Origin of the sequence: Brachyspira hampsonii 30446, assembly GCF_000316195.1 — a bacterium.
In the GTDB taxonomy this organism is placed as follows: Bacteria; Spirochaetota; Brachyspiria; order Brachyspirales; family Brachyspiraceae; genus Brachyspira; species Brachyspira hampsonii_C.
On sequence record NZ_JH994110.1, the window covers coordinates 318,544 to 336,779 of the forward strand.

At 25.4% G+C, this 18,236-nt stretch carries 18 protein-coding genes and 4 tRNA genes; 15 read left to right on the forward strand and 7 right to left on the reverse strand.

Annotated elements, in window-relative coordinates:
• Window positions 1-112 precede the first annotated feature (112 nt).
• Window positions 113-1,282: a hypothetical protein gene (locus tag A966_RS01535; RefSeq protein WP_008721791.1), complete on the forward strand. Its 1,170-nt coding sequence runs from the start codon at window positions 113-115 to the stop codon at window positions 1,280-1,282.
• Window positions 1,283-1,355: 73 nt separating this feature from the next.
• Here A966_RS01535 and A966_RS01540 read toward each other — a convergent pair whose 3' ends face one another.
• The 4 genes from A966_RS01540 to A966_RS01555 are packed head-to-tail and all read right to left on the reverse strand — an operon-like array spanning window position 1,356 to window position 3,944.
• Window positions 1,356-1,928 (reverse strand): hypothetical protein, encoded by a 573-nt coding sequence (locus A966_RS01540; RefSeq protein WP_008721793.1) that lies wholly within the window; start codon window positions 1,926-1,928, stop codon window positions 1,356-1,358.
• Between the two features lie 14 nt (window positions 1,929-1,942).
• Window positions 1,943-3,208: an ATP-binding protein gene (locus A966_RS01545; RefSeq protein ID WP_008721795.1), complete on the reverse strand. Its 1,266-nt coding sequence runs from the start codon at window positions 3,206-3,208 to the stop codon at window positions 1,943-1,945.
• Between the two features lie 17 nt (window positions 3,209-3,225).
• The gene (locus A966_RS01550; RefSeq protein WP_008721797.1) at window positions 3,226-3,690 is read right to left on the reverse strand and encodes a YbaK/EbsC family protein; all 465 of its coding nucleotides are present in this window, start codon (window positions 3,688-3,690) and stop codon (window positions 3,226-3,228) included.
• 11 nt (window positions 3,691-3,701) lie between these two features.
• Window positions 3,702-3,944, reverse strand: a complete 243-nt coding sequence (locus A966_RS01555; RefSeq protein ID WP_008721799.1) for a (2Fe-2S)-binding protein — start codon at window positions 3,942-3,944, stop codon at window positions 3,702-3,704.
• Between the two features lie 194 nt (window positions 3,945-4,138).
• On the opposite strand from A966_RS01555, the gene A966_RS01560 reads away from it, so the two are divergent.
• Genes A966_RS01560 through A966_RS01575 form a run of 4 tightly spaced genes read left to right on the forward strand, consistent with a single transcriptional unit; the run spans window position 4,139 to window position 7,281 of the window.
• Window positions 4,139-4,726: a chromate transporter gene (locus A966_RS01560; protein WP_008721801.1), complete on the forward strand. Its 588-nt coding sequence runs from the start codon at window positions 4,139-4,141 to the stop codon at window positions 4,724-4,726.
• A gap of 15 nt (window positions 4,727-4,741) precedes the next feature.
• A complete protein-coding gene (locus A966_RS01565; RefSeq protein WP_008721804.1) occupies window positions 4,742-5,320 on the forward strand; it encodes a chromate transporter in 579 nt (192 codons plus the stop codon).
• A 51-nt stretch (window positions 5,321-5,371) separates the two neighbouring features.
• The gene (locus tag A966_RS01570; protein ID WP_008721806.1) at window positions 5,372-6,616 is read left to right on the forward strand and encodes an AAA family ATPase; all 1,245 of its coding nucleotides are present in this window, start codon (window positions 5,372-5,374) and stop codon (window positions 6,614-6,616) included.
• Between the two features lie 2 nt (window positions 6,617-6,618).
• Complete coding sequence (locus A966_RS01575; protein WP_008721808.1) at window positions 6,619-7,281, forward strand: hypothetical protein; 663 nt, start codon at window positions 6,619-6,621, stop codon at window positions 7,279-7,281.
• A 113-nt stretch (window positions 7,282-7,394) separates the two neighbouring features.
• Here the strand turns inward: A966_RS01575 and A966_RS01580 are convergent, their stop codons facing one another.
• Complete coding sequence (locus tag A966_RS01580) at window positions 7,395-9,338, reverse strand: fructose-1,6-bisphosphatase (protein ID WP_008721810.1); 1,944 nt, start codon at window positions 9,336-9,338, stop codon at window positions 7,395-7,397.
• A gap of 143 nt (window positions 9,339-9,481) precedes the next feature.
• Between A966_RS01580 and A966_RS01585 the strand changes: the two genes are divergently transcribed.
• The 9 genes from A966_RS01585 to A966_RS01625 all read left to right on the forward strand — a co-directional run bounded on the left by A966_RS01585 (window position 9,482) and on the right by A966_RS01625 (window position 14,979).
• A tRNA-Pro gene (locus A966_RS01585) sits at window positions 9,482-9,555 on the forward strand.
• Between the two features lie 2 nt (window positions 9,556-9,557).
• Window positions 9,558-9,631: transfer RNA gene (locus tag A966_RS01590), tRNA-Arg, on the forward strand.
• 72 nt (window positions 9,632-9,703) lie between these two features.
• A tRNA-His gene (locus A966_RS01595) sits at window positions 9,704-9,779 on the forward strand.
• A 343-nt stretch (window positions 9,780-10,122) separates the two neighbouring features.
• Window positions 10,123-10,800: a hypothetical protein gene (locus A966_RS01600; protein ID WP_008721811.1), complete on the forward strand. Its 678-nt coding sequence runs from the start codon at window positions 10,123-10,125 to the stop codon at window positions 10,798-10,800.
• A gap of 144 nt (window positions 10,801-10,944) precedes the next feature.
• Window positions 10,945-11,682 carry a hypothetical protein gene (locus tag A966_RS01605; RefSeq protein ID WP_008721815.1) on the forward strand — a complete coding sequence of 246 codons (738 nt, stop codon included), beginning with the start codon at window positions 10,945-10,947 and terminating at the stop codon, window positions 11,680-11,682.
• Window positions 11,683-12,002: 320 nt separating this feature from the next.
• Window positions 12,003-12,755, forward strand: a complete 753-nt coding sequence (locus A966_RS01610; RefSeq protein WP_008721817.1) for a hypothetical protein — start codon at window positions 12,003-12,005, stop codon at window positions 12,753-12,755.
• Between the two features lie 401 nt (window positions 12,756-13,156).
• On the forward strand, window positions 13,157-13,516 hold the full coding sequence (locus tag A966_RS13140) for a hypothetical protein (protein ID WP_008721819.1): 360 nt from the start codon (window positions 13,157-13,159) through the stop codon (window positions 13,514-13,516).
• A gap of 148 nt (window positions 13,517-13,664) precedes the next feature.
• Window positions 13,665-13,738, forward strand: a tRNA-Arg gene (locus A966_RS01620).
• Window positions 13,739-13,806: 68 nt separating this feature from the next.
• A complete protein-coding gene (locus tag A966_RS01625; protein WP_008721821.1) occupies window positions 13,807-14,979 on the forward strand; it encodes a tetratricopeptide repeat protein in 1,173 nt (390 codons plus the stop codon).
• On the opposite strand, the gene A966_RS01630 is transcribed toward A966_RS01625, so the two are convergent.
• Complete coding sequence (locus A966_RS01630; RefSeq protein WP_008721824.1) at window positions 14,976-16,190, reverse strand: AAA family ATPase; 1,215 nt, start codon at window positions 16,188-16,190, stop codon at window positions 14,976-14,978. The genes A966_RS01625 and A966_RS01630 overlap by 4 nt on opposite strands.
• Before the next feature lie 208 nt (window positions 16,191-16,398).
• Here A966_RS01630 and A966_RS01635 point away from each other — a divergent pair, with 208 nt between their 5' ends.
• On the forward strand, window positions 16,399-17,538 hold the full coding sequence (locus A966_RS01635; RefSeq protein ID WP_008721826.1) for a VWA domain-containing protein: 1,140 nt from the start codon (window positions 16,399-16,401) through the stop codon (window positions 17,536-17,538).
• Window positions 17,539-17,967: 429 nt separating this feature from the next.
• On the opposite strand, the gene A966_RS13205 is transcribed toward A966_RS01635, so the two are convergent.
• Window positions 17,968-18,171, reverse strand: coding sequence for a hypothetical protein (locus A966_RS13205; protein ID WP_008721829.1), 204 nt, complete (start codon window positions 18,169-18,171; stop codon window positions 17,968-17,970).
• Window positions 18,172-18,236: the final 65 nt, after the last annotated feature.

Genomic DNA, 18,236 nt, shown 5'->3' on the forward strand with positions numbered 1-18,236 from the left:
AGTAGGTGCCTATTCGGCAAAAGAAGTGGGGGTGTGGGGGCTAGTCCCCACAAATTATAAATAAAATTACTTTTGAAACAAGTCTATTATAATTTTATAAGGAGTTGTAATAATGAGAAAATATTTTATACTGATTATCTTTGTATTAAATATCTTTATTTTAAATGCCAGAGAATACAGCTCTTTAAATGAAGTATTAAAAACTCCTGTAAGTTATAATATATACAAAGGCAATAATACAGAAAAAAACTTCAATGCCGTAAGATACATAAATAATAATTATTCAAAAGAAACATTCAAAGCAAAAAATATATACTCAACATCAAAAATAGATGTATATTTAGAAAACGGTTTAGAAATTAATGAAAGAGAATTAGAAAGTATTATATTAGAAACATCTAAAATATATGAAATGGAAGAATATTTATACGGAAAATTAAAAGGCAAATTAACTCTTTTAATAATGGATATTAACGGCGGACATACAGGCTATAAACCTTACATGCAGGGGTATTCCATATTAGACGGACTTAATGAGATAAAAAATGATAGTCAGAATATAATATTTTTAGACTATATAAACGGCTGGGAGAATCCTGAATCGGTTGTAAATACTATAGCTCATGAACTTCATCATGTTATACATTACAGCCAATTAAAAAATAAAAGCAGCAATGCATTTGATGTATGGGTTGATGAAGCATTATCAGAAGCAGCAGTTATCTCATATAGAGGCAAAGTTCCTGAAAACAGACTTCATTACTATAATACAGATTCGATGTATTTAATAACTAAAGGCGATTATTTTATTAATTGGAATCAGGGATATACTGTTCATAAATATGCAACTGTTTCACTTTTTATGTATTGGCTGGGACTTCATTCTAAAAATGGTTTTGAAATTTATAAAGATATAGCAAATGCCCCAGAAGAATATAGAGGTACTTATAAGGCTATACTATATGCTGCTAATAAAAATATTAGAGAGTTTCAGGATTGGAGCGAGCTTTATGCCACTTGGCTTGAAGCTAATTATAAAAATGATAAAAGCGGACTTTATGGTTATAAAGGCTATATAGAAACAAAGCCTAAAATCATTACTACTCAATATAATTGTCCTATGGCTCCGGGGTCTGCTATTTATGTTAAGGGCGATTTTATGTCTGATGATACTCTTTTAAGATATGTAGAGCTTGGCGATGATATTTATATTGTTTATAATCCTGATGTAAATACTAAAGGAAAAGACAGATATTTAATAGTTAATTCTTCATTTTATTAATAAAGCATTTTTCAGTACTTTAGCTATTCTATAACTCCTAAAAATGAGTATATGGGAAAAAGCTAATGCATATCTATGGCTTAGGTATGCATTGGCTTTTGCTTATTGGTTCAAATATTATTTTTTCTGCATTTATGTTTTTAGATATTTCTTTCCATTCATCTATTGTTATAAACAAGATACTTTTTATAAATGATTTTTTATATATAGAGTCTGTTTTTATTATTGGTAAATGTTTTTCTAAAGCCTGATTTATATTTGATTTGAATCGCATATTTCTTATTTTAAATGGAAAATGAAATATTATAAAATAATAAACATCTATATTATTATTAATATATTCTGAACTATATTCTTTAATAAATGAGCCTCTTCCTTTTTGTATTAATTCATAAATAATAGAATCTTTATTTAAAGGCTCTTCTATTTTTAATCCTCTTATTCCATTTTTATCTTCTATTTGGAAATTTTTTAATTCTATAAATATTATTTTATCATTAGCTTTTATCATTAAATCAACATTACTCATACAGTGAGAATATTGATTTCTTTTTTCTTTACCGTTAATATCTCTTTCTTCAATATCTATAATTTCAAAATCATCACTATAATGTATTTTAAAATTATCTTTTTCAATAATACTCATATATATGTATCCGATTATTTAATCATATCTTCAATATATTCATTATGCTGTTTTATTATTTTTTCATTTATTGGATTGTTTTCTAAATCCAGCAAAATCTCTTTACTTTCTATTTTTACTCCGCTATTAAAATCATTTTCATCAAAATAAAAAGAATGATACATAACAGAATCTTTATCAGTTCTTTGCAATTCTATATCATCAAGTATAAAACTATTATGTGTAGCTATGAATATTTGAAGTCCCAATTTTGATAAACTCAAAAGTATATTAACAAGCAAATCAGTAAGACTTGGATTTAAATTTGATTCAGGCTCATCTAAAAGAAGTATTGTATTTTTATCAATTTCACCATTCATAATTAAAATATATATAAGAGCTAATTTTTTATGACCCTCAGCTGCCATATCAAAAGATACTTCGCCTATATTTTCATAGTCTATAAAAAAATTATTATTTTTATAAATAGTTTTTCCGCCTATAGCATTTTCTATTTTTTTAGCTATTTCAAGTAAATCATCATCTAATTCTCTTAACTTTGGAAGTTCTGTTTTTTTAATAATATTATAGTATACTGCCTCGAAATTGATATCTCTTTTATCATAAAGTGCTGCAAACCCATTTGAAGAAGTAAGTATATCTTTACAAGGAATAAAAGTAAAATTTTTATTTTTAAATGAATAACTTTTTTGATATGATAAAATAAAATCAAATATTGGAATCAAATCATTTGTAATATTAAAACCTCTATGTATCAATTCTAAAGAAATATTTTTATTAAAAGCAATGTTACATTCTTGAGGTCTGGAAAGTATATTTTTATATGTTTCTATAGATGTTTTTTTATCTTTTTTATTCTTATCTTTTTTTTCTAGATAGGAAATAAAATCTGAAAATGCTTTTTTTATTTTATCAAAATCACCAAATCGGCTGAATACTTTATTTATATCAATATCAAATGGATAAGAGTTTTTATCTATATCATTAAAAAATTTTCTATCAGATTTTTTTATATCATCGATTTTTTCTTTACTTTTATTTTTGAAATTATTAAATTTTTTAAGTTCTAATTTTTCATTTGACTTATATAATTTTTTATCTAAACAATTTATAAGCTTTAATAAATGAGTTTTTCCTGTTCCATTTTTTCCTATAAAAACATTTAATCCTTTTGAAAAATTTATTTCAGCATTTTTAAAAACGGTAAAATTAGATATTTTAATATTTTCTATATTATTTTTTGATGATACTTTTTTACTTGATATTTTTGTTTTGCTCATTATTATATATCCAAAAATTAGTCTTCTGTGAGATCAACTTCTACATTAGATATTTTTTCTAGTATTTCTTCATAAGTCATTTCTGCTAAAGAACTGTCGCTTCCGCAGGCTATATAAAGAGCATCAAATCTCTTCATGCTTTTATCAACTAAAACATCAATATTTTTATCTATACCGAAAGGACATACTCCTCCGAATGTGAAGCCTGTCAATTTGAAAGTATCTTCTGCATTTGCAAAGCTAGTCTTACAATCGAAATATGCCCGCATCTTCTTTGAAGAAATTTTCTTATCACCTGAAGCTATAATCATAGCAAAGTTATCTCTTTTGGAAGGTTTTACAAGTATTGACTTTGCAACCTGTCCTCTTTCTATATTGAGCGTTTTAGCGGCATCATCAACGGTTTTTGTAAGTCCAGCCTCTTCAAATTCTTTATATTCTATATTAAGCTCTTTTAAAGCATTAAGCACTTTTTCATTCATAATATATCCAATCAAACATTAAGAGGTTCATAGTTATTATTTTTTGCATATTCTATTAAGCTAGTTATTCTATCCTTACATCCGCCGCAGCCTGTAGAGGCTTGAGTTTTTTCAACAACTTCTTCTAATTTTGTTAATCTATTATCAGCTATAACCTTATATGCATCTCTATATGAAACATTTTTGCAGTAGCATAGTGTTTTATCATAATTAATTGAAGTTTGATTTTTTAAATATTCTACATCATATCCCATCTGTATGCCTCCAATTTTATTTTTATATATACATATTATAAATAATCAAATTATAATATGTAAAACTATAATAAACAATATATAATGTTTTTGTAAAAAATCAATTATGTAAACTATTATTTTTTTATTGACAATAAATAAATATAGTATAACCTTATAGCTTATAAATTTTTAATTTTGTATATGGATAAATAATGGATAATAATTTAAAAGAGAATAATCAGAAAAAAGTTTCATGGTACACTATGTTTTTTTCTTTTTTCTATATAGGTCTTGTTACAATAGGAGGCGGTCTTGCCATGCTTCCTATAATGGAAGATGAATTCGTTAATAAAAGAAAATTCATAACTAAAGATGAGATTATAGATATATTTGCTCTCGCTCAAAGCATACCAGGTGTTATTGCTGTAAACTCTTCTCTTCTTACAGGATTCAAAGTAGCTGGAATATTCGGCGGTATTATGGCAGGAATCGGAGTTATGGCTCCTTCTTTTATTATAATACTTATGATAGCACCTATATTTGAGAGATTTCAAAATACTGAATATGTACATAAGGCTTTTTTAGGTATAAGAGGGGCTATTGCAGGACTTATACTTTTATCAGCTTTTGGTATGGGTAAACAGGTTATAAAGGATAAATTTACTGCTTTTCTATTTATATTAAGTTTTGTATTAGTTGTATTTTTGAATTTCAATGTTATATATACTTTGCTTCTTTCGGCACTTATTGGATGGATTTATTATATTATTAATAAATACATTATAAAAAAACAATCTTGATTTGGACTTTATATTATGATATATGCTAGACTTTTTTATGTATTTGCAAAATTAGGATTTTTTACTTATGGCGGAGGATATGCTATAATAGCATTACTGCTTGGTATATTAAAAGAATATCATTGGATTACATCGTCTGAATTTTCTAATCTTCTTGCAATATCCCAAATAACACCCGGACCTATAGCCATTAACGCTGCCACATTTGTAGGGTATAAAGTAGCCGGAGTTTTGGGGTCTGCAGTTGCGACTTTCGGTATATTTATACCAGCTTTTATTATCACTATGATAGTGTCAAAATTTTTCTATGCTGTTAAGGATAATGAACAGTTTAATAGTATAATGAATGCTTTGAGAGTATGTGCTGTTGCTTTAATAGCTTCTGCTGTTATAACTTTCACTAAAGATGCTTTTTTTGTAAAACTTACAGAAACTTCTATTTTAAGAAATATAGATTTTATTCAGAACATTTTTAAATATATAAGTCCTATAGGGATATTTATATTTGCATTATCAATTTTTCTAAAGATAAAAAAAGTTCCTATTCTTGCTATAATATTGATATCTGCGGTTTTGGGTATAATTTTGTATTGATAATATTTATATCTTTTATGACGATAATTTTAGTATTTAGGACAGTTTTTTATGAAATTAAAAATATCTAATTTTGCCAAGATAGAAGAAGCCGAGATAAAAATAGATGGTATAACAGTGATATGCGGAGACAATGATACAGGCAAAAGCACTGTAGGAAAAATTTTATTTTCTATATTTAATTATGATAATTTTAGAAGTAGGCGTGTAAAAAATGATTTTAGAAGAAAATTATACCAAACTTTAATTAGGTTTATTTTTAAAGATAAAATAGAACATTATTATTTTGAAATAATGGATAATATATATGATAGCATAGATTACCCATATAATGAAATTAATGCAGATAAATTAGTTTTAATATTTAAAAAAAATATACCTTATAATATTATAAGTAATATGAGTGACGAAACAATTTATAATGTTGCCAATGATATATTAAGACTTATATCTGTTTCAGAAGATAAATTAACATTTGAAATAATGAGTGATTATTTCGGAGATATTTTTGAATACCAAATTAACAATTTATTTAATAAAAATGTAAATTCTGTATTAGAATTAGAAATAAAAAAACAAAAAATGAATATAGAATTCAAAAATGATGAATGTGTAAAATTTGAATCTGATTTTAATATTATACATAATGCTTTTTATATTGATAATCCTTTTATAGTCAATGATGTTAATAGTGATATCGATACTGATAATTTTATTTTAGAAAAAACTATACATGATTTTATATCTGATGATAATAAAAATGTATTTGATTCAGTAAAAAATAAAGAAATTTTGGAGAAAGTTTATGATGTACTTAATAGTGTCATGAATGCAAAAATAATAAATAAAAATGATAATTTTTATTTACACTATAATAAAAATGATGTTGAAATAAAATTGCCAAATCTTTCAGCTGGTTTAAAATCTTTTGTTATAATTAAAAGGCTTTTAGAGAATGGTTCTTTAAATGAAAAAGATGTTCTTATATTAGATGAGCCTGAAATACATCTTCACCCTAAATGGCAGCTTATTTATGCCGAGTTAATTGTTTTATTACAAAAATATTTTAATTTGACTATTACTATAACTACACATAGTCATTATTTTTTAGAAGCTATTAATAGATTTTCTAAAAGGCATAATATAGATGAAAGAGTAAATTTTTATATTACCGAATTAGCTGAAAATCAATGTAATGTAATATTTAAAAATGTTAATGATAATTTGGATATAATTTATAAAAAGATGTATGAACCTTTAGAAATTTTAAAGAATATGAGAGATGAAGAACTTTAATTATGACTTTTAAGGCACTTGAAGAAATAAAATTAAAATTAACAGAAAAATTACATAATTTAAATTATTCCAAATTAGAAATTTCTTTAAAAGAATCATCATATAGTAAAACTTCAAAATTATATATGACAGAGTGTCAATCTAAAATTATAAATATTGATGAATTAGTGAGGCAATATAATAAGCAATATAAATTTATAAGCAATCCTAGTTCTGTAGATTCTATTTATAAATTTATTAAAATTAAGAATGAAATTTATTTAATAGAGTTTAAAAGCGGTAGTTTTAAACAAAAAGAAGATAAAAATTATTTAGCAAATAATGATAATGATAATTTTAATATAAAAAAACATGAAATATATAAAAAAGGATACGACACTTTTATTACATTAATGGACTTAGGAATAATAAATAATTTAGATTATTGCAAAAACAATGTCGTGTATATACTTGTATATAATGAAAATAAAAAAGAAGAACATGAGAATCAAAATAATATATTTAATGATATGAAAAAATTATCTAAATCAGATTATAAAAATAAAAGTTTTCAGAATATGGGAGGGCTTGAAAGATTTTTGTTTAAAGAATCTTTTGCCTGCACTAAAGATGATTTTAATGATTTTATAATCAAAGAATTTGAAAAAGAAGAGAATGTATATTAATAATAAAAATTGCTAGCTAATAACAAATTATTCTATTATTAAATTATAACTAACAATTTTTATTATTATACATAACAAAATAAAATTATTAATAATTCACCAGAATAATAATCTTAATTTACTTTTTCTTTTACTATACCATTTCTATATGCATTCAATAGCTCTAGTAAGTCATCAATTCTTTTTTCTAAATCTTTACCAATATCGGTTTCTCCAACGGTAATTCTTTTTACAAATCTTTCTACTATTATAGATTTAGGACTTAATTTAAATCCAGATTCAACTACTTCGGCAAAAGGTCTATGCTCTGCTATTACCATCATGTTGGAGTTAGAAATTAAAGTATATCCGCCTATTCCTGTATTTTTATGGTATGCTTTAGATAAACCTCCGTCTATAACAAGAAGTATTCCGTCTCCTTTTATAGGACTTTCACCTTTATGAGTTTTTACAGGTACATGTCCGTTTATTATATGGGATCTTTTAGGATCTAATTCAAATTCTTTTAAAATAGTTTGACAGTATTCTTTGCTGTCTACATAAAAATAATAGGCATTATAATGTTCCTGATGAATTTCTTTATCATCTATAAAATATCTTTCAAAAGTAGTCATTTTATTTTTTCCGAAAAGCGGAGATTTAGGACCGCACCATAAATACCAGCAATAATCAAGAGCATTTAACTGTTCTTCGCTTCCTGTTTCTGAATAAAAAGCCTTTCTAACTTTATCTTCTACCTGATTTAAATATTTTCTTCCAGATAGATATTGATTATCTATATAAACATCATCAAAAGAACCGTCTTCTTTTGTAGGTATGCAGCCATGATAAAGAAGATTTCCATTGAATATTTTATATATTCCTCCTTTTGAATATATGTAATTGGCATGTCTTTGCAAAGCAGGGCTATTCATAAATGAGAATGCCAAAGTCTGTATAAGAGTATTCTCAGATTCTGTAAGCTCAAAAGGATTATTTTTATCTATTGTAGGGAAATTTTTATCTTTAAGCTCATAAGTTTTATTATTTATTGTTATAGTACCATTATCATAATCTATTTTATCAAGCAGTATTCTGTCATTCATACCGTAATTCGGATGTCTTTTTATAAGCTGGCATTCTAATTTGAATTGTATTATTGATATAGCTTTATGCATTTTAGCTGCAAGTTCTTTATCTACTTCATCATAAATGTTTTTGTCTAAAGTATTAGGTTTAAAAACCTCGCATGGATCATCTTTATAAATATCATTTGCAAAAGAAGATAAAGATCTTAAATTAATACCATAACTATATTCAAGTAAATCAAAATTATTATATCTTATAGCCAAACGAACAGCATTAGCAACGCATATTAAACTTCCCTTTGCCGCCCCCATCCAATGTATATCATGATTTCCCCAAGTGATATCAACTTCATTAAAAGTCATTATGCTTTCCATTACCTTATCTGGGTGAGGTCCTCTATCATAAATATCGCCTACTATATGAAGTCTGTCTACACTGCATTGACGAATAAGCTGACATAATGCTAGTATAAATTTATCAGCGGCAGATATTTCTATAATAGAATCTATAATAGAAAAATAATAATTTTCTTTATTTTCTTCCGAATCAGTTTGCAGAAGTTCATCTAATATATATGCAAAGTTAGCCGGCATTTTCTTTCTTATTTTGGATCTTGTATATTTGCTAGTTACTAGTTTGCATACTCTTATAAGTCTGTATATAGTTATTCTAGACCAATCAGCAAAATCCGGCTCATTAGATTTTTTATTTATTAAATTTTTAGTATCTACTATTAATATCTGTAATTCTACCCTGTCATGTTCAGGCAAAGTATTTTTAAAAAGCAGTTCAATTTTTTCTTTTATTACACCAGAGGAAGTACCTATTAGATATTCAAATCCGTCAGATTCTCCATGTATATCACTTAAAAAATATTCAGTACCCTTAGGTAATTGAGATATAGCTTTTAAATTTATAATTTCTACAGAAGCATCATCTATTGTAGGATATTTTCTAGATAATAACTCTAAATAATCTTTATCTCTCATATAAAAACTCCGATTATCATATATTAAATATTATATACAAAAATAAGATTAAATCTATAGAGTATATAAAAATGATATTGTAAAATAAAAATATATAGTTGACAAAAAAAATAATTATTATATAATACTTAAACATAATGTAACGGGATGTAGCGCAATTGGTTAGCGTACCTGCTTTGGGAGCAGGGGGTTGTGAGTTCGAGTCTCACCATCCCGAATGCGCTAGTAGCTCAATTGGATAGAGCAACTGCCTTCTAAGCAGTAGGTTACAGGTTCGATTCCTGTCTGGCGCGCATATAAACGAAATTGTTAAAACTTCAGCGTTTATAATGATAAAAAATAATAACTCTTTTTAATGTTTAAATGGCGAATGTAGCTCAGTTGGTTAGAGCGCCAGATTGTGGATCTGGATGTCGCGGGTTCAAGTCCCGTCTTTCGCCCATTTCTTCTTTTATAATTAATATATTTGCCTATATGAATATCTTTTGCTACAGCAAAGACAATTTATTTCTTAATATGTAAGAGAAAATGCATGCTTTTATATAGGTTTTAATCAGTTATACCGCATATAAATTTGCATTCTAGTATTCATTCTTTTTTAAGTATAATTCAGGTTTTGTATAAATGTATATATGGTGGTTTTGAAACAAGTCTAATTGTATTTTAATAAAGCTGCTAATATTAATAAGCAGAAAATTCTTTATTTATATTGTTGATTTTTAATGTATTGTAATATAAATTATCATCAATTAATATTAAAAATTTTTATCGGAGATTATAAAAAATGAAAAAAGTAAAACAGATATCATTAGTTATTGTTTTGGTATTATCAGTTAATATCAAAGTATTTGCAGCAAGCGGTTTTGAAGCATCTCTAAATGTTCCTTTAGGAGCATCATTTGGTATTATTTATGGGAAAACAACTTCTTCAATTAATACAAAAATTGGATTTGATGCAGGAGTTAAGGCTCAAATAGGATATATGTTTGATTTCGGCAGATTTGGCTTAAGCATTTTGGGAGATTTAGGATATGGTTTTGACAGTTATAGATATTCAATTAATGCTTTAAATAATAATGTAGATTTTAATTTTTATCTGCATAATTTTCAGATAGGTATTCTTCCTAAATTTAATTTCGGCAGCTTTGCAATAGGAATAGGCGGAGGTATAAAAATACCTTTTTCAGGTACAATTGAAACAGAATATGAGGGATCGTATGCATATAATGCATCGAATAAAGTAAATTACAACTCTTCATATTTTAAATCAAATATTATAGGCTATGTTAAAATTACATTTGATCAGTATTTTTTCTTCAACGATAAATTTTCTTTTGTTTTGGGGTCTTATATAGGGTATGATATAGGTCTTTCTCCAAAAGTTAGTGCAGATAATAGAATAGATAGTTTTGATGTTGGTATTCAGTTGGGCTTAAGATTTGCCCCAAAAATTGCTGATTAAACATTTTAATATTTATGCAATTTCAATGTTAAAATATTACTTAATAAGTATAAAATTCTTTATTTATATTGTTGATTTTTAATAAAAATTAATGTAGATTATAATAAATTAAATATTAAAAATTTTAATCGGAGATTATAAAAAATGAAAAAATTAAAACATTTATCATTAGTTATTGCTTTGATATTATCAGCTAATATCAAAGCGTTTGCAGCAAGCGGTTTTGAAGCATCTATAAATGTACCTTTAGGAGCATCTTTCGGCATACCTTTAAACTTTGAACCATCTTATAATTTCTTAGGATCAAAAAGTTCGATTACTACACAAGTAGGATTTGATGCTGGTGTTCAGCTTCGAATAGGATATATGTTTGATTTCGGAAATTTTGGATTAAGTCTTTTGGGGGATTTAGGATATAGTTATGACAGCTATAGATTTTTAGATTATTTAAATTTATCAGGAAATTTAATTTCAGTTAATTATGAAAGAATTCAAAGTATGTATATGCATAATTTTCAAATAGGTATTCTTCCTAAATTTAATTTTGGAAACTTTTCTTTGGGTATAGGAGGCGGTGTAAAAATTCCTATGGCTGGAACTATTGAAAATAAAGTTGAAGATAATATCAACGGAAATGATATATCAAAATCAGATTATAAATCTGCTTACTTTGAATTACCTATTATAGGTTATGTAAAAATGACATTTGATCATTCTTTCTTCTTTAATGACCATTTTGCATTTATATTGGGAGCATATCTTGGGTTTGATATAGGGCCTGTTATTAAGGAAGAGTACACATTATTTAAAGATGCTTCTATAAGCAGTTTTGATCTAGGAATTGAGTTAGGATTTAAATTTGGTCCTAGAGTTGGAAATTAATAAATAAAAAAATATATATAATAATAACCTGCATATAATCAATATGCAGGTTTTTTATTAAAATTATGCTTGATATTAAAATATTATATATTTATATGATTATAAATCCGCATATGTAACAAATATGCTGATTATTTTTTGATATAGATATTTATCAAAAATATACGGATAATAGAATTTATAGTTTTGATGCAGAAATTCAGCTTGCTCTTAGATTTGCTTTTATATTATAATAAAATTTCATATATTGGTATTTATTTTAACTTGATATTTTTTTTTATATTTTATATATTATATTGTAAATGACTCAAAGGATTTTTATGAAAAAACTTAATTATATTTTGTTTATAATTACTCTTATATTATCTATTAATATGAGAGTATTTGCCGAAAATGGTTTCGTGGCTATACTTAATGTTCCTGTAGGCTTATCTGTAGGGATACCTGTTAATGTAAATAGTGGTGAAACTCTAAATAAAATAGGAATTAATACTGGAGTTAATGCTAAATTAGGATATATATTTGATTTAGAGAAATTTGGTATTACTCCTTTATTGGAATTAGGCTACAGCTATGATACTTATGCTTATTCTGCTTTTTTTGAAAACACTCTTGATACAACTCGTACTAGAATTACTCTGAGTGAAACAATTAATGCTCATAGTTTTCAAATTGGAATTATTCCAAAAATTAATATAGAGAATTTTGCAATAGGTTTAGGTTTCGGAGTAAAAATACCGCTGTATCTTACTTTTACATATAATATAGTAATGTTTAATAATAATAACGAATATTCAGAAAATCAAAATTTGAATTTAGATAGAAAAGCTATAGAGAATCGCTACAGCAGAAGTGTTATACCGTATTTAAAGCTTAGCTTTGATTATTATTTTGCTATTATGGAAAAATTAGCTATAGGTGTAGGAGTTTATTTAGGATATGATTTTGGATTTCCGTCCAGAGTATATGCCGAAGAGAGATTGGATAGTTTTAATATAGCAGCTCAGATAGGACTTAGATTTGGTCCTGGAATTGAAAAAGTTGAACTTTCAAAAATTCGTTATGGATTTTAGGATTTAATTATGAAAAAAATAAAAAAATATTATTAATAATTTTTATACTTACATTAACAAATGTTAGTGTTTTTGCAGAAAGCGGTTTTGAGGCTATACTTAATATTCCTGTAGCTTTATCTATAAATATACCTATAGGAAATCATAGAGTAGATTTTTTAGGATCAAGTCTTAAAAGAAATGGAAATATAACAGCTGATGCGGGAGTAAGTGCTCAAATTGGTTATTTATTTGATATCGGAGGAAAATATGATGATATAGGAATAAGTGCACTTGCTGAAATAGGATATCAGTATAATGTTTATTCATATAATATAAGCATTAGCGGAACTTATGATGGAGTATCAATAAAAGATAAACTTAATTCTTATATCAAGTCTCATAGTTTAGTTTTGGGTTTATTGCCTAAATTTAATAAAGGTAATTTTTCTGTTGGTTTAGGTTTTGGTGTGAAATTACCTATGTATATAACTACTTCAGATGAGATGTTTACAATAGATTTTGATAATAGAACTTATTCCAGATATACAGCTTTTAATAATTATAATATAAATAATATGAATAGCACATTTCAATATGCCGTTATACCTTATGTTAAGATTACAATGGATTATTCTGTATATTTCACAGAAAAAATAGCGGTTAATATTGGTGCATATATAAATTATGATTATGGTTTGAAATCAAAATATTTTGACATAAGAACTGATAGTATTGATATAGGTTTGGAGTTGGGTTTAAGGTTTGCTCCTAAACTGTAATACTATAATAAATTTTTTAAAATAATATTAATTTTTTATTAATATATATAAATTGATACATTAACTATAATTTTATATTTAAACTGTTTTAAGAAAATTGACGAAACTATTTATAAGCAGTTTTATATATTCATAAGTATTAATATTAGCGTCTGTGGCTCAATTGGATAGAGCAGCGGATTTCGGTTCCGCCGGTTGGGGGTTCGATTCCTCTCAGACGCGAATACAAATTGATTATTTGAATAAATATGTTAAAATATATGTAATAGTAAAAAGGTTTTTTACAAGAAATGAAAGAAAAAACTATAAGAAAACTCAACTTAGTTATATTAATACTATTTCCAATATTGCTTTTAGTATTTTCTATTACATATAACATATACAGTATAGGAGCCGAAAGCAGAATAAGAAGAGAACTTGATAATTTTACTAATTCTCTTTCTCTAAGAATGGAAAGTAAATATATGGATATGATGACTTTATACTTTAAAGAAGAATTAAATAATTATGCCATAGCAAATGAATTTACTAATTTAGTTAAAGAACAAGTAAGATTGGGAATAACTCCGCATTTCAATTCGCTTAAATTTTCAATAGATTATACAATTAAAAATAATGTAAAAACAACTACTTATGCTTTATTATTTATATCAGTGATTATGTTTATATTCACTTTGGTAATTAATTTTACAAATAACAGTATGAATAATAATGTTTCGTATGTTAATAATACAAATGAAAATGTTAAGGATAATCAAAATCAATCTTCTAATCCTATATCAAATATGATTGATTCATCTTCCAGCGATGCTTTAAGAATTGAAATAGAAGAAATGTATAAAAATTTAGTAAAAGAAATTAAAAATTCAAGAGATGATAAAGCTTTAGAAATAATAGAGGAAATGTTTCAATTAGATGATAGGAATTATTTAGCTTTGAATGGGGCAGGTGTTTTGTATACTAAGATGTTTGGAAAAGAAAATAAAGATGAGTATTTTAAAAAAGCTAGTGAATACTTCCAATATGCTTTATCTTTACATTCTAAAAGCGAAATTATTTCAAATAATAAAGCTATATTACATTCTATAAGATATGAATGTAAAAAATCAGAAGAAGATTATGAAACTGCTTTAATTATTCTTAATGATGCTTTATCAGCTAATCATTTGGATGTAGAACTTCTTAATAATAGAGCAACACTGTATTCAGTAAAGTATAAAATAGGCGGTGATGAAAATATATTTAAAAGATCTATTAATGATTTTAATGAACTTATACAAATAGATTATAACAATATATATGCTCTTAATAATAGAAGTGCTTTATATTTTACTAAATATAAAAATTCAGGTGATAAAAAATATTTTGATAAGTCTATAGAAGACTGCAATACTGCTTTTAAAATAAATTCAGCTGAAGCCCTTTATGATAATAGGGGATCTTTATATATATATAAATATTAATTAAATATATTTATCTCTTTCTTTGAAAGCCCAAATCTATTTTTTCTGTATTCTTTTTCCAAGTTATTAATATTTAAATTATTATTTTTTTTGCTTAAATAATCTATCCTATAAATACTGCTGATATTATTTTCTTTATTTACTAAAAAATAATTATAAAGCATAGTGCCATCTATACTCATAAGTGATGAATCATGTGTGGAGAGTATAAGCTGCGAGGTATCTGCTGCTATATCTTTAATACCATTAAAAAAATTATTGCCGAATAAATTTATAATAAACTCCAATAATTCTGATTGAATACCATTAAATTCATCAACTATTGATAATGTGCCGTTGATTAAAGAAACTAATATATAAATCAAATTAATAGCATAAACTTTACTTCCTTCAGATTCTACTTCATCAAAATCATTTGTATAACTATCATGCTTAGTTACAAGCCTTTTATTATCTATGATAAAAGAAAATTCATTTTTGTATACAGCATTTTCTATACTCAAATCATCAATATCAATTAAGGAAAGAAGTTTTTTATATATATCCCAAATATTATATTTATTAAAATACTCAAAAGCCTCTACTATAGCATAAGATGAAAAATCTGCCTCATTAGTAAATGGAAATAAAAAACATAAATTTTTAAATAATGATAGATAATAATTTACTTCTTCTCTATACTCATCTATTTTTTCTTCATTCATAAAACTTAAAAATGTATTTGTATCTGGAATATATTTATTATAATGAAATATACCTTCTTTTATAGAATTTAATTCTCTTTCAAATACTATAATATTATTATTTTTAAGTAATTTTTCTGAATATATTTTTTTATTTTGATTATCCAATATTAATTCATATAAATATAATATGCATTCATCATTTGAATAAAACTCCAAACAGAATCGGCTTTTATCGTTTTTGCCATAAATCATATTCGGATCTAAAAGTTTTTTGATACTGTCATCGCTTGAAGTTATATATCCATTATTAGAATAAAGAATATATTTTAAAGCATTAATTAAATTACTTTTACCTGAGCCATTATAGCCGTATAAGAGACATAATTTTGATATATATTCATCATTATTTATTTTCTTTATAAATCGGCATTCATTTGTTTTCGCTGCATTAACATCTACACTTAAATCTAAAACAGTTTCATCATAAAATGATCTGTAATTTGAAATTATAATTTTTTTAATCATACTATAAAAACAAAATAATATTAAATAAGTAAAGATTTTAAATCTTAGAAAAACTTGGGCGGGTGCTTTAATTTCTTATTAAGATTATAAAAAAATTAAATACTAAAATTACAAAATATAGCAGAAAAAATAGAGGGCGGGGAATTAGAAAAAAATTAAAAATAATAAAAAATTTGATTTTTTGTTTATTTATTTATATTATTACTATATGGATAATGGTAATATAGATTATAAAAATGCTTCAAGATGGCGTTTAATACTTGGAAGTTTTGCTGAAGATAATATAGAGCTTGACAGCGGATATTCTGAAATTGACAGTGCATTAGGTTTTTTGTATGACAGAGAATACAGCAGAGAAGCAGGGTATGCCGATTTTGAAAGCAAAGAAAATAGAGGCGGTAAAGGAAAAAGTGCTTTAACTGTTCCTTCTTGGGTTGCAAAGGTAAAAAAACTATTTCCTAAAAAAACTGTTGAAATTATGCAAGCTCATGCTTTAGAGAAATATAACCTTACAGAGATGATTACTGATGAGGATATTTTAAAAGAGATGGAGCCTAATATGGAGCTTTTAAAAAATATTCTCATATTTAAAGATATGATGAACGGCAGTGTTAAAAAACTTGCTTATGATATAGTAAGAAAGGTTGTTGATGATATAAAAAAGAAAATGGAAAGCGATATAAAAAAAGTTTTCTATGGAAAAAAACTTCCTAACTCTACGACACAAAATAAAATATTCAAAAATCTTGATATAAAAAAAACAATAAGAAATAATTTAAAAAACTATAACATAGAAGATAAAACTATTTTTGTAGATAAATTGTATTTCAATCAAAACATAAAAAAATATAATCCTTGGAATATAATAATATTAATAGACGAAAGCGGTTCTATGCTTGACTCTGTTATATATTCTTCAATAATGGCATCTATATTTTCTAATCTTCCATATTTATCAATAAAACTAATAATATTCGACACTTCAATAGTTGATCTAAGCAGCAGTGTAAAAGATCCAATAGATGTATTATTTAAAGTGCAGTTAGGAGGTGGTACTGATATTGTCATGGCTTTGGAATATGCCAAAAAGATTATAACTGTACCTGATAAAACTATAGTTCTTCTTATAAGTGATTTGTATGACAGCAATGATTATAAGTATATGTATAAAAGTGCTAGGGATATAATAGAGTCAAGGTCTAAACTTTTTGTGCTTCCTGCTTTGGATTATAATGCGGATGCAAGTTATGATAAGGAGGCTGCTAAACAGTTTTCCAAAATAGGTGCTAAAGTTGCTGCTATAACACCTGATGAGCTTTCTAAATGGATAAGCACTGTTATATCATAAAAATTTATTTAACGCACGGTGAATAGATTTTTTGTTTATTATTTTAATTAAAATTTGTGATAATCATATATTTAAAAATTTTCTCATCGTGCGGTTAATATAGCTTCAAATTTAAATAACACCTGGGTGGGCAGCTAAAAAATTCTAATTTGATAATAAGAAAAATAAAAAGTTTATATGCAGAGTAAATTAAAAAGCCTAGTGGGTGGGGATTGAAAATAATTTTTTAACTTTAATTACATACCCCGCCCTTTATATTTTATGACTTCTTTTACATATAATAGATTTGTTTATATTTAAAGCTTAAAACATAAAAGCATGCCCGCCCAAGCATATTTTAATTTTTGGAATTCATATAACGCACGGTTAATAATTTTATACTAATCATTTAATTTGTAATATAAAATATTTGTGCATTTTTAAATTTACTCAACGTGCGTATGATGAATAAGCAATATCAAACAAGTCGGCAGCATTATTATTAAATATATTAACTTTTGAACTGATACCATTTTTATTACAAATTTTAGCAAAGTCATTCATTTTTTCTATATTTTTATCTAAAATATCAGCGAATTCTTTTAATACATTAGACTCAAAACTTTTAACTTTTATCGGAGTCATTCTAAACATTTTAAACTCTCCGTTTCTGCGATTATATACAAGTCTAACTGATTCGCTAAATTCCTCAAATACAA